We start from the raw sequence: 13,630 nt of genomic DNA on the forward strand, positions 1-13,630 counted from the left end.
TCAACTAAGCTGTCGATATCTGGCTCTTCGCTTTGATCTTCAGTAGCTGGTTGCTCAGCATCGAGTAAACTGTCTATATCAAACTCGCCATCATCAGCTTGTGCTGTTACATCATCTGCTTGTTCATTATTCTCATCAAGCAAGTCGTCAATGTTAAAGTCTTCGCCCTCTTCAGCAAGTTCTTCACTAAGTGCTGCCATATCATCATTCGATTCACCTTTAGGTTCATCTGGCAGAGCATCGTCGTCTTCTTCGTCAAACAGGCTATCTAAGTCATCTGAACTTAAAATATCATCCGATTCGTCAAGATTAATTGTATCGCCCGTGTCATCTTCATCTGAGCTATCAAAGTCTTGTTGCATGAAAACATCAAGTTCATCGTCTTCGGTATTTTCGTCTTCAAAAACAACATCATCACTGAGTAGGCTTTCTAACTCATCTTGATCTAGAAGACTGTCGTCGTCGAGATCATCGTTTAAATCAACATCATCATCGAGTAACACGTCATCCATGTTATCGTCTAGTTGCACACTTATATCATCAAGTGGATCGGGGGCTGGCGCTTCATCAAGAGTGGGCTCTGGCACTTCATCTATCGGATCAGTAAAAGCAGGTGCTTGTGGAATAAACTCATCATCGTCACTTTCAGGCTCTTGATTATTACTTCGCTTACGCAACCACATAACAACGGCAAAAATGATCAATAAAGCCGGAATGGTCATGAATAAAATCAGCACTAAAGGATTCGAAAGTAGCGCGGCAAAGCTAAATTCACTCTCTTGCTCTACCTCTTTTAATTTTTGCTGCGCAATAATCTCATTTTGCTTAAGGATTAATTCTTTTAACTGTTGCTGTATTTCACTGTCTTGACCAAGCTGTAAGCGAACGTTTTCTAACTCGTTTGAAATACCTGTAAGCTGTTTTTTTAGGTTGTTGTTTTCAACTAAGATCTCTTCTACGTTGCTAACTGAACTTTTAAACTGCTGCTGAAGCTCAACTAATTTATTACCTTGGTCTGTTTTTATCGCTTTTAATTCTTGTTGTAACTCTTTTTTAGCTTCATCAACATCAGCTTTGCGAGCTTGCGTGACTTGTGTTTGTGCTGAATTAATTTCTGCTTGAGTAAGCGTACCATTTTTCTTTTTTTCCCACAGGTCATCATCTTGCTCAGAGCGTTGCTTAGCTAATTGCGGGTTTACTCGTCTAATTTCTGCCAAAGTAGGTATCTTTAAATAAGAACCGCTTCGCATGTGATTTAAATTTTGTTCTAAAAATGAGTTGGGGTTTTTGTTATACAAGGCCTGCATAACTTGGTAAATGCTAACTGAATTATCGGGACGAACCTTAACGGCAATGCGCCAAAGTGTATCGGTTGGTTTTATTGGCCCAATAGAACGCCCCTGTGCGCCGTAATCTGCGCCTTTGGGCCCTCTTAATTGGGTACTGTCTTGAGAGTAAACAGTCGTTACCATCAGTGCAGACGCTAATATAATAAGTGAAACGAAACCGCGCATGCTGATCCTTTAATGTTTAAATGTTAACACAGCGCTTTCAATTGGCGCTTAAACATTGATTATTCTTGCCGTTGTTAACCACGTGGCTAACGCACATTTTTATTACAATCTATTTTTATTGCAAGCTCTATTCCAGTTACAAACTATAAACCAGTTAAGCCATAATATCCATCGCAACGCATTGAAAATAAATACCTTAAACATCAAGATAAAAATATTTTTATGTTGTTTATCAAAGTGTTTACATTACTGTTGTTTATAAGTGGCAAAAAAATGGCAATTTAAGCACAAAAAAACGGCAAGCCACTTTGGTTTGCCGTTTATTGGATTATCACTGTATTCTGGCTAATTACATATAATTAGCGATCAGTTCTTCTGCTATTTGCACACTGTTGGTTGCTGCCCCTTTACGGGTGTTATCACTTACTACCCACATATTTAATCCATGTGGGTGTGAAATATCGGCACGTAAACGGCCAATGTAAACAGTGTCGTTACCACTGGCATCAGAGACAGCCGTTGGGTAATCACCCGCATCATCAATTAGCTCAACACCCGGTGCATCGCTCAATAATTGCTTCACATGCTCAAAGTCATAAGGCATACGCGTTTCTATATTAATTGACTCAGAATGACCAAAGAACACCGGTACACGAACGCAGGTCGGGTTTACTGCAATGGTGGTATCGCCTAAAATTTTATGCGTTTCGTTTACCATTTTCATTTCTTCGCGTGTATAGCCATTGTCTTCAAAGCTATCGATTTGCGGAATAACATTAAACGCAATTTGCTTAGGAAAAATGTCGTTTTCCATTGGACGTGCATTCATTAAGTTAGCTGTTTGTTTTGCCAGTTCATCAACCGCTTCTTTACCTGCACCCGACACTGCTTGGTAGGTTGAAACGTTAATACGATCAATACCGTAGGCATCATAAATAGGTTTAAGCGCGAGCATCATTTGAATAGTTGAACAATTAGGATTAGCGATTATATTACGGTTTCTAAAATCGGCTAAACTCGCTGCATTCACTTCTGGCACAATTAGCGGCACTTCAAAGTCATTTCTAAAGTGTGAGGTATTATCAATAACAATACAGCCTGCGTCTGCAGCAATCGGGGCGTACTTTTCAGACACACTGCCACCAGCAGAAAATAAGCCGATATGCGCTTGGCTAAAGTCAAAGCCTTCAACATCGCGTACTTCTATGCTCTCACCACGAAACTTTATATCTTCGCCGGCACTTCGGCTGCTTGCTAATAAAAACAGCTGATCGACCGGAAATTTACGATCTTCCAAAGTTTCAATGATTTGACGACCAACAAGGCCGGTAGCGCCGAGTACGGCAACGTTATATTTTTGCGACATATTTCATCCTCTGTAAGCACGGTTAAAACAACCGCGCTAATTAAATTAGTTTACTGTGGTAAAGCCAAGCTGGGCGAGTGCAGCAAGCTCGGTGCTATCACCTTCAACCATCACAGTGCTAAACTCACGGCGGGTTGGGTAGTTTTTTCGTAAGCTGTCAAAGCCTTCATCGGCCAAGTGACGTAGTAAAATGCCATCATCACGGCGTACGTCATAAACTAAATGCAGTAAACGGGCTATATCTGTTTCGCTAAAACTGCTTTCTAGGGTGACTTTTTTAATCGCAGGAGGCGGTAAAAAATCATCAAGCGATTTTATTGCGTTAACCCCTTTGAGCTCACATAAGCGCTGGTACAACATTTGTGTACCTCGCGCTTTACCTTCAAGGGTATGCCCTGCAATGTGAACACTGGCATAGCGCACGTGCTCCAGTAATTCAGTTAAAATATTAGGTTCATTTTCCCAAACATCCAGCACTAAATCGAGTTCTGCTCCGGCTTGCATCACTTCAAGTAAGGCTTGATTGTCAATTACATCACCTCGGCTGGCGTTTATTAACGTTAACCCAGATTTAAGTTTAGTTAAGCGTGTTTTATCAAGCATGTGCAGGGTTTTGTGCCTACCCGTTTTAATCAACGGCACATGAAAAGTAACAATATCTGACTGCGCTAATAGCTCATCAAGCTCAACATGCTCGGTTAATAGCCCTTGCTCATGCTTAATTGGATCGCACAATAGTAAATTAACGTTCAGTGCTTTTAACTTTTGCGCTAAACAACTGCCAATATTACCTACACCCACAATACCGATTGTTTTACCACTTAACGGACTGGCATTTTCTTGGCTTAATGCAAATAAGCTACTTATTACATACTCAGCTACGGCAATGGCATTACAGCCAGGCGCACTGGTAAAGCCGATATTGTTAGCACTGAGCAAATCAGTATCAATATGATCAACACCAATCGTGGCGGTACCTACAAAGCTTAGTTTATTCGCCTGTGCTAATAGTTCACTGTTAACTTGAGTAACTGAGCGGGTAAGCAGTACATCAACATCGATAAGTTGTTCAGGGGTTAATTGCCTGCCATCAAATCGTTCAACCTCACCCATATCTTTAAAGAATTGCTCAACTAAAGGCATATTTTGATCGGCAAGAATTTTCATTGTGAGTCCGTTTGGCGAAATGAGGCGCTATTGTAACGAACAACCCCCTATTAGCACAAACGAAAAAGCCGAGCATTTTGCTCGGCTTTAAAATAGTTAACGATTAACTTAACCTTTGTATTTGCTCATTACTAGCGTGGCATTAGTACCGCCAAAACCAAAGCTGTTAGACATAACCGTGTTTAGTTCAACGTCTTTTGCTTCAGTCACAATATTCAAGCCTGCCGCTTGTTCATCTAACTCATCAATATTGATAGATGGCGCAACAAAACCGTGCTCAAGCATGAGTAATGAAAAGATAGCTTCGTGTACGCCAGCCGCACCCAATGCATGGCCTGTCATTGCTTTAGTGGCACTGATCATTGGTGAGTTACCACCAAATACTTCTTGAATAGCGCCTAGCTCTTTAACATCACCTACTGGTGTAGATGTACCGTGGGTATTTAAGTAATCAATGCTGTCAACGTTTTGCATAGCTTGGCGCATACAACGTGCCGCACCTTCACCCGATGGTGCAACCATGTCGTAACCATCTGAGGTTGCGCCGTAACCGGTAATTTCAGCGTAAATATGCGCGCCACGAGCAAGTGCATGTTCAAGTTCTTCAACAACCACAATACCGCCACCGGCTGAAATTACAAAACCATCGCGGTTTGCATCATAAGTACGTGATGCTTTTTCAGGTGTGTCGTTGTATTTAGTAGAAAGCGCACCCATAGCGTCAAATTCCATTGCTAACGTCCAGTGAAGCTCTTCACCGCCGCCTGCAAAAATAACATCTTGTTTGCCTAATTGAATTTGTTCCACCGCGTGGCCAATACAATGCGCAGAAGTCGCACACGCAGAACTAATTGAATAGTTAACACCTTTAATTTTAAACGGCGTTGCTAAACATGCAGAGGTGGTACTTGCCATAGTACGTGGCACCATGTAAGGGCCAACGCGCTTAACGCCTTTTTCACGAAGAATATCAGCCGCTTCTACTTGCCATTTTGATGAACCACCACCAGAGCCAACTAATAAACCAGTACGCTCGTTTGATACTTGCTCGTCGCTAAGACCCGCATCTTCAATCGCTTGCGCCATTGAAATATAAGAGTAAGCCGCCGCATCGCCCATAAAGCGCATTGCTTTACGATCAACATGCTCTTTAACATCAATATCAATTTTACCTGATACATTGCTACGCAATTTGTAATCAGCAAATTCTTGATTAAAAGCAATACCACTTTTACCCGCTTTTAGTGACTCTAATACTTCTTGTTTATTATTGCCGATGCTTGATACAACACCGATGCCTGTTATTACGGCTCTTCTCATGGGTAATTCCCTTAGCTTAATACTTAATTGTGTTCTATTTTACGCGAATTTAATCATCTAAGTGGTCAGCTTTCTAGCGTACACTTGTACTCTGAAGCTACAGCTTATAAATAACGCCAGACTATTTCAAAGAAAACACGTAAAATAATTAAAAAATTATCTATAAATTGAATTGGTCATGATAAAAAACGCCCATATACACTTTAACGACTTAGGCACACCAGTTGCCAATGACTTTGACGATGTTTATTTTTCTAATGACGACGGCCTTGCTGAATCGCATTATGTGTTTTATCAACAAAACAGTATAGATACACGGTTACAAAATCATGACTGTGAACACTTTGTTATCGCCGAAACCGGTTTTGGTACTGGGCTTAACTTTTTAAATGCATGGCTGCAGTTTTCTGACCACTTACAGTGCTTACAAGTTCAAAATGAACAGCCAAATACAGTACAGCGATTACATTTTATTTCTTTTGAAAAATATCCACTTAGCGTAAATGATTTAAAACAAGCCTTGCAAGCTTGGCCTAGCTTAAGCCATTTTAGCGACCAACTCGTTACTCACTATCCGATTAATTTAAATGGCTGCCACCGGCTTGAATTTGCCAATGGCCGTGTAGTCCTCGACCTCTACTTTGGCGACGTACTGGAATGTATTAATAGCATGAGCTACCCACAAAGCGGACTAGTTGATGCGTGGTTTTTAGATGGCTTTGCGCCAAGTAAAAACCCCGATATGTGGCAGCAAAGTGTATTTAACGCCATGGTCGATATTTCCAGAAGTAATGCCACATTAGCCACGTTTACCGCTGCGGGGTTTGTGCGCAGAGGACTAAACGAGGCAGGCTTTAGCATGCAAAAAGCCAAAGGTTTTGGCCGAAAGCGTGAAATGCTAATTGGCACACTCGCCCAAGCCAACCCAAAACAATCTGCCCCCGCCTATTTTGAGCATCACCCCTCACCGCTTTCAAGTGTGGCTGTTATTGGCGGTGGTATAGCGAGCAGTTGCATCCTTTATAGCCTCGCAAAGCGTGGGATAAAAAGCCACTTATTTTGCCAAGATGAAAAACCCGCAATGGGTGCATCGCACAATGTGCAAGGAGCTGTGTATCCACACTTACAGGCAAAAAACTCGCCACATAGTGAATTATTTGCCCACAGTTTTTTATACTCAAAGCGGCTTTATAATCAATTACTCAACAATGGCTTTTTGTTTGATCACCAGTGGTGTGGTGTATTACAACATGCAGTAAAACAGCCATTGGCAGATCGCCATCAGAACCTCGCTGATAAACAACTGTGGCCAGAGCAGCTTATGCGAAATGTGACTGCTAATGAGGGTGATGCTATCGCTGGGGTTAAAACAGGTTACTCAGGGGTGTTTTTTGAACAAGGCGGCTGGGTTAATCCCCCGCAGTTAGTTTGTGCAATGTTAGATGCCGCACAGCAATTAAATTCGTTTGAAAGCCTATTTAACTGCCATATTGAGCAATTTAATAAACAACCCGATGGTTGGTACTTAACCACGCAAAAGCAAACATTTGGCCCCTTTAGCGATGTGATTATTTGTACTGGTGAGCACAGTGATGCATTTACGCAAACCAAAACACTTCCCATTGTTGGCGTTCGCGGCCAAGTGTCACATGTTCAAGCAAGCGAGCAATCACGTAAACTTAATACTGTGCTGTGTCACAAAGGTTATTTTACTCCCGCTTATTTAGATCATCATTGTATGGGCGCCACCTTTGAAAAAAATAGTAAGAGCCGTGAAGTGACCGAGCAAGACAACCACACTAACCGCGAGCAACTACTGAGTTTTTATAACAACACTGAATTTGCCACTAGCTTAGGCGATATTAGCTCAGCCAAAGCCGCTGTTCGCTGTAGTTTTATTGACCACTTACCTATGGCCGGTGAATGGGTGGAGCAAACTGATTATACACGTGCATTTGCCAATTTACGTTTGGGCAAGCGCTATCAATATCAGCCGTTAGAAAAACCACAACAGGGCCTACATATTTTTACCGGCTTTGGTGCGCGAGCATTATGCAGTGCACCGTTATCTGCTGAGCATTTAATAAGTAGTTTAAACAATGAACCACGCCCACTAAGCGAGCGTGTAAGCCAAGCAATTCACCCAGGGCGCTTTATTGTTCGAGACCTTATTCGCAATAAAATTTAAAGGTAGTAATACCTACAAAACCCTTTATTGTAATTATCAAGAACGCAATGTAGGTATTAGCTTATACCACCGTAACTATGTAACCGAAGTAAGTATAATGATCGAGTAAAAGTTCTAAAAAACATCTTTAAAGCAGCTAATTTTAATGCTCAGTTAAGTAATGACTTTTTAACTAATATGTTTTTTTAAATAAGCTCATTTAAATCCCATTTACCCTTTAAAAATAATTCCCTACCCCAAGGTCTGTTTGTACGAACAATCTTTACACTATATTGAGAAGGAATTAATTATGAGTAAGACTTTAATTATTGGCGCAAGTGGGCAGATTGGTAAACTAACCACCAAACTATTGCTTGAACGCCAACATCCTGTAGTGGCTTTAGTACGTGACAAAAGTAAATTAGATGACTTAAATAGCGACTATTTAACAATCGTAGAGCAAGATTTAGAAAATGATTTTAGCGATGCGCTGCACGGTTGCGACCATATCATCTTTGCCGCAGGTTCAGGCGGGAACACCGGCGCAGATAAAACCTTACTTATTGATTTATGGGCCGCCACCAAAGCCATTAATTACGCAAAAGAGCATGCCGCTAAGCACTTTACAATGGTGAGCTCTATTGGTGCTGACGATCCAGATGCAATTCAAAGCGATTTAAAACCCTATTTAGTAGCTAAGCATATGGCAGATAGGCATTTAATTAATAGCGGGCTCAATTATACCATTGTACGTCCAGGCTCACTCACAAATGAGAATGCCTCAAAACTTATTTCTATCGAACGTCCCAAAGATCGCGATAAAGCAATCATTAGCCGTGAAAATGTAGCCCATGTTTTATTTACTATTGCCACAGAGCAAGGCAGCAATCGCTGCATATTTGAAGTATTTGATGGCGACAAACCAATAAAAGCCGCTATTAAATAAGCATTACATTCATCCCTTGCCATGCAAGCTGTATGGCAAGCAGGGTTAAAATCACTTTAAAAATAACCCTAAAACGCGCCACCGATAACTGCTTAAGTAACTTAATCCCTAACCATGTGCCAATGGCTCCGCTTAAAATCATCGCTAGTGTTAACGGCAACCATTGCCAAAAGCTAAAGCCAAGCCCCGCATAAACAACGGCTTTTAAACTATGCTGCAAGGTCATAATACTTGAAAAAGTCGCGGTAAATTTAAGCTTATCGTAATGATTAATATGTAAATAACTCGCTACCAAAGGCCCACTTGCTCCGACAAAAGTCGAGATAAATGCGGTTATTAAGCCCGCTAGTAAGCGCCCTAATCGTGAGTCTTTATTAAATTCAGGAATTGTTCCCCACAGTAAATAAATCACAAATAAAGCCACAAACAGCTTCATGCTATCAAGGTTAATATCGCTTACTACTTGGCTTGATAATCCCGCACCAATTAATCCACCCAGAGTAAAATACAACAACATCGGCTTATCAAGATGGGCAATACTTAACAACAACCGATTGGCATTAGAGCCCAACTGCACTAAACCATGAACCGGCACCACCACCGCCATAGGCATAACCGACGCCATTACCACCAACAGCATTAAACCACCGCCCGCACCAAAAGCCGCCGATATAAACGAAGTAAACCCCGCCAGTAAAATGAGTAACAGCGAAATTAAAGGGGAAATGTGTTCAGCTGTAAAAATATCCATATCTATACCCGCTGTTAATCATTGACTCATAATACAAAAAATAGGCAAGTAAGCGACTAGTCTTTTAGTGGTATGGGGTTCGGGGTTCGGGGTTCGCAAGATAAACCAAAGCACAATAAATTCAATAATTTTAGCCATAAAAAAACCCGCGACTTGATTGCTCAAGTTGCGGGTTTTTTAGGGTTTTTAAACAAACGAATTTAAAAACCGTTATTGGTGGAGCTGGGGGGATTTGAACCCCCGTCCGAAAAGCCTCGACCGTCGGTACTACATGTTTAGTATTGTCATTTAATTAACCTTTAAATCCCGGACAAACACGGTAGATAAAGGCGAGGCCGCTTAGTTTTAACGCTTCAACCCCGGCCAGGGTTTCCGTCGCGATCAGGTGTTAGGGTGACACTCCAAAATCCAGTCCACAAGAATACATGGAAGGAGCGCTAGCCAGCCTAAGCTGCTAGAGAGTAGTTATCGTCGTTTGCGATTACTTTAAATTGCGGCTTTTTTACGAGGCAAACCGCACCTCGACATGCACCTCGGGCTTCTTGAATTCCGTCGAATCCTAATCAGCCCCTGAATAAGGTTACTCATTCAGAGTGTCCAAGCAGTATAACCGAGTAACCTACGAATACTCAACACCTTAGGCGTTTTATTTTATCGGTTGGTTAATCATGCATCAAACACACATGTAAATGTAAAATATTGGACAATTAAGAAACAATTACTTAACAATGATGGTGCTTTATGCTCAAATGCAAGGCTAGACCTTGGTCTAATAAATTATAAAAAATAATAACAGACATATTACCTAGAGGATTTATAAATGTCGGTTTTTTCTTTTAATGAGCAAACGGGGTATATCTCTTTAGTTTCACACCCTCATGTTTCAGGTTTAGCCTCAACAGCAACACAGCTTATTGAATTAATTGGCCAGTCAGAATATTGCGAGTGTGAGGTTATTGCTAGCAATATTGGTAAGCTGTTTACTCAAAATAACGCCGAAGAAGCCCCCTCTTTAGTAATTGCTCAAGCCATTGATGCAAAGCTAACCATAAACATCGATGAAAAGAATATGCTCGTTGAAGCTACCCTTATTACTGCCAAGGGCGGTAAATTGCTTAGCATGGAACAAGCGATTGAAGAGTTCTCACAAGCAGGGGTTGTAAAAGGCATTAGCTCTCATGCATTAGAACAGTTATTGGCGCAACAGTTCGAACAACCCCCAGGAAGCACGCATTGCGCCGAAGTCGCTTTTGGTCGTGCACCTAAAGTGGGTAACGATGCCAAATTTGTGCGCCTTTGCTGCACAGCGCAAGACCGCGTACTTAGCCCGCAAGCTAAAGGCGGTGGTAAAGTCGATATGAGAAACCTAGGTGATATTATTACTGTAAAACCTGGCTGTGAATTAATGCGGCGCATTCCAGCAACATCGGGAGTTGATGGGTTTACTGTGTTTGGTGATGTACTAACTGCAACCCCTGGCAAAGAACATAAATTACAACCTTTTGACGGCACTAAAATTGCGCCTGACAACCCCAACTTATTAATTGCCGACTGTACTGGCGTACCGGTTGCCCTTCCCCGTGGTATGCGTGTTGATGATGTTTTATGTTTTCATAATATTGATCCCACTACTGGCCATGTTGAATTTGATGGCAGTATTATAGTCAGTGGTGATATAAAAGATGGCATGCGCGTGACCGCCAGCGGCGATATTACTGTTTTAGGCTTTGTTGAATCGGCGCAGCTCAAAAGTGATAGTGCTATCACAATAGTAAAGGGTGCAATTGGCAGAAAGCGAGAAGCCGATGAGCCATTTACCTGTTCTATTTTAGCTAAACGAACCGTTGCGCTTGGTTACTCTCAATACTGTGACATAAAAACGGATCAAAACTTACTAATAGATCGCCAATCATTACATTGTGACTTGAGTGCTGGAAATTTAATTAGGGTGGGCAGTGCAAAAGATCCTAAAGGGAAAATTATTGGTGGCCATATTCTAGACGCAATGCGCATTGAAACAGGTGAATTGGGCGCACCAGCAGGAACTAAAACCCGTGTTTGCATCGCACAGCGATGGTATGTGCTAAAGCAAAAACAAGCGCAAATTACTGACTTTGAAAAAGTTTTAATCGGTAAGTCAATTGAACTACAGCAAGCGCGTCAGCGAATTAATAAACAAGTTGCAAGCGCACAGCGTCAGCAGTTTTTGAATAAAATAACAACGAATGAAGAACACATAGCAAACCGAAGCGCCAGCATCAATCAGCAAAAGCAGTTGCTAAGAAAGAAAATGACGCAGCTTTTAGCGCTCAGTCGCTTAAAAGTTAATGAGCTTATGCACCCTGGGGTAGAGCTTAAAATTGCACGAGAATCAATTAGCTTTTCTCGTAATTACCCACCACATTTAATCACTCATAGTGAAGGTAAAATAACGCAATCGTTTTAATAACGCTTATTAAGACTGACTCAGCCCCACAAAGTAAGTATTCACTATTGTGAACTTAATCTTGGTTGCTTGCTTCGTCTTCGCTCTGTTGTGTTTCATCTATAGCAAGTGGCCAACCACCTAGTTGCTGCCAACGATTAACAATTAAACAATATAATTCAGCGGTGCGTTCTGTATCGTATAACGCAGAGTGTGCTTGTTTGTTATCGAACTCTATTCCTGCTGCTCGGCACGCTTTAGCTAATACTGTTTGCCCTAATGCCAAACCCGCAAGTGATGTGGTATCAAAACTAACAAACGGATGAAATGGTGTGCGCTTGATGTTATTACGCTCAATAGCGGCATTTAAAAAGCCATGGTCAAAAGCGGCATTATGAGCAACCACCACAGAGCGCTGACACCCTGCGGCTTTTTGCGCTTTGCGCACTACTTTACAAATTTCTTTAATCGCCTCTTCTTCAGGGACTGCCCCTCGAAGTGCTGAAAAAGGCTCAATCCCATTAAACTCAATAGCGGCTTGTTCAATGTTTGCACCCTCAAACGGTTGCACATGAAAATGAACGGTATGATCGATACTAAGCAGTCCTTCGTCATCCATTTTTAAGACGGATGCTGCAATTTCTAGTAGTGCGTCGGTTTCTTTGTTAAAACCGGCGGTTTCAACATCAATAACCACAGGAAAAAAGCCACGAAAGCGTTGTGCGAAAAGTGTTTGCTCAGTATTTGCCATAGTATTCTTGGTTTATAGGGATTAGCTGTCCATTATGTCAAAATTGATGGCCTGTCGGCTAGGGGATTTATTGATTAATTACAGTTAAACTATAGGCATGTTACTTGCTTGGTAATTAGCGTTTACGCTGAATTATTTGCTGTTGCGTAATATTTTACGGTTTTTGTCACTTTTTTGGCAGAGCTAGATAACTGGAGAATTCTCGATGAAGTGTAAGTTGTTATTAATTAGCCTAGGCATTAGTAGTGTGCTGTATAGTTTGAATACAACTGCGGCAATGCGCCAGTACACGGCTAACCAAGATAATTCAAATTGGAACTTGGTTAAAACAACTCGCTTGCAATGCCAATTAAATCATGAAGTTCCCTACTATGGTGAAGCTGTTTTTAAAGCATCAGCAAGTAAAAACAAAGATCTCACTTTTAATTTAGACATGGTGGTGCGCCCAGAAAATTACGCGATTGCCGGTTTAAAAGCGGTACCACCTAGCTGGCGAGCAGGCCGCCCTGCCCGTGATATTGCTGATATGAAATTACTTAAAAAGTTTGATGGTGAATTAGGTAATAAAACAGCATGGGAAATACTGACTGAGCTTGAAAAAGGGAACCAACCCACTTTTTACTACCAAGACTGGCAAAATAGTGCCGATAAAATTGCCGTGGGTATGTCTAATGTTAACTTTAAGCAAGCGTATTGGGCATTTTTACAATGCCGAGACGAATTGCTGCCATACAATTTTGAAGATATTTCGTTCACTATAATGAACTATGAATCTAATAGCAGTAAGTTAACTAAGTCATCGCAGCAGCGCCTCGATAAAATTGCTGAATATTTAAAAAACGACCCCAGTATAGAGTCAATCAGTATTGCATCCTATACCGATAGTTACGGCGGTCGCTGGAATAACCTCGATTTATCTAGAACCCGTGCTAAGGCGATTAAAGATTACATGGTTGGCTTAGGCGTTGATGAAGCTAAAGTGGTTACAGAAGGCTTTGGTGAAAAACGATTTGTAGACACCAATGATAATATTTTAGGCCGTGATAAAAACCGTCGCTTGGTAATTCAAATAGCAAAAATGTAAGTTAAGCTCTCTCCTTTAATGGCCGAATGTGTAATTTAAGCACTTTCGGTCAATACCTATCAATTTAATCATGCCTCTATTGTTAAAAAACAATACTCTGACCATTTAGTTATTAACATTTGGCTTTTTATTTTTTCAT

The 13,630-nt window shown here is 41.2% G+C and carries 10 protein-coding genes and 1 other RNA gene; 4 read left to right on the top strand and 7 right to left on the bottom strand.

Features of this window, described 5'->3' with window-relative positions:
• The 4 genes from CWB77_RS07205 to fabB form a co-directional block, all read right to left on the bottom strand.
• The coding region (locus CWB77_RS07205; protein ID WP_283957546.1) for a FimV/HubP family polar landmark protein at positions 1-1,514 on the bottom strand (1,514 nt) is incomplete at its 3' end.
• Positions 1,515-1,863: 349 nt separating this feature from the next.
• Positions 1,864-2,880, bottom strand: coding sequence for an aspartate-semialdehyde dehydrogenase (locus CWB77_RS07215; RefSeq protein ID WP_010388045.1), 1,017 nt, complete (start codon positions 2,878-2,880; stop codon positions 1,864-1,866).
• Positions 2,881-2,925: 45 nt separating this feature from the next.
• The gene (locus CWB77_RS07220) at positions 2,926-4,047 is read right to left on the bottom strand and encodes a 4-phosphoerythronate dehydrogenase (RefSeq protein ID WP_138622089.1); all 1,122 of its coding nucleotides are present in this window, start codon (positions 4,045-4,047) and stop codon (positions 2,926-2,928) included.
• 108 nt (positions 4,048-4,155) lie between these two features.
• The gene (gene fabB, locus CWB77_RS07225) at positions 4,156-5,367 is read right to left on the bottom strand and encodes a beta-ketoacyl-ACP synthase I (protein ID WP_010388041.1); all 1,212 of its coding nucleotides are present in this window, start codon (positions 5,365-5,367) and stop codon (positions 4,156-4,158) included.
• A gap of 178 nt (positions 5,368-5,545) precedes the next feature.
• On the opposite strand from fabB, the gene mnmC reads away from it, so the two are divergent.
• Positions 5,546-7,555: a bifunctional tRNA (5-methylaminomethyl-2-thiouridine)(34)-methyltransferase MnmC2/FAD-dependent 5-carboxymethylaminomethyl-2-thiouridine(34) oxidoreductase MnmC1 gene (gene mnmC / locus CWB77_RS07230; RefSeq protein ID WP_138622091.1), complete on the top strand. Its 2,010-nt coding sequence runs from the start codon at positions 5,546-5,548 to the stop codon at positions 7,553-7,555.
• 289 nt (positions 7,556-7,844) lie between these two features.
• Positions 7,845-8,480, top strand: coding sequence for an SDR family oxidoreductase (locus CWB77_RS07235; protein WP_138622093.1), 636 nt, complete (start codon positions 7,845-7,847; stop codon positions 8,478-8,480).
• Here the strand turns inward: CWB77_RS07235 and CWB77_RS07240 are convergent.
• Positions 8,473-9,231 (bottom strand): sulfite exporter TauE/SafE family protein, encoded by a 759-nt coding sequence (locus CWB77_RS07240; protein ID WP_138622095.1) that lies wholly within the window; start codon positions 9,229-9,231, stop codon positions 8,473-8,475. The genes CWB77_RS07235 and CWB77_RS07240 overlap by 8 nt on opposite strands.
• A gap of 214 nt (positions 9,232-9,445) precedes the next feature.
• Positions 9,446-9,802, bottom strand: a transfer-messenger RNA (tmRNA) gene (gene ssrA / locus CWB77_RS07245).
• 249 nt (positions 9,803-10,051) lie between these two features.
• On the opposite strand from ssrA, the gene CWB77_RS07250 reads away from it, so the two are divergent.
• Complete coding sequence (locus CWB77_RS07250) at positions 10,052-11,677, top strand: flagellar assembly protein A (protein WP_138622097.1); 1,626 nt, start codon at positions 10,052-10,054, stop codon at positions 11,675-11,677.
• 55 nt (positions 11,678-11,732) lie between these two features.
• Here CWB77_RS07250 and rnt read toward each other — a convergent pair whose 3' ends face one another.
• Positions 11,733-12,407: a ribonuclease T gene (gene rnt / locus CWB77_RS07255; RefSeq protein ID WP_024602076.1), complete on the bottom strand. Its 675-nt coding sequence runs from the start codon at positions 12,405-12,407 to the stop codon at positions 11,733-11,735.
• A gap of 205 nt (positions 12,408-12,612) precedes the next feature.
• Between rnt and CWB77_RS07260 the strand changes: the two genes are divergently transcribed.
• Positions 12,613-13,491, top strand: coding sequence for a flagellar protein MotY (locus CWB77_RS07260; protein ID WP_138622099.1), 879 nt, complete (start codon positions 12,613-12,615; stop codon positions 13,489-13,491).
• The last annotated feature ends 139 nt before the right edge of the window (positions 13,492-13,630 follow it).

The sequence above is a fragment of the Pseudoalteromonas sp. S1610 genome, assembly GCF_005887465.1.
Taxonomy (GTDB): Bacteria; Pseudomonadota; Gammaproteobacteria; order Enterobacterales; family Alteromonadaceae; genus Pseudoalteromonas; species Pseudoalteromonas undina.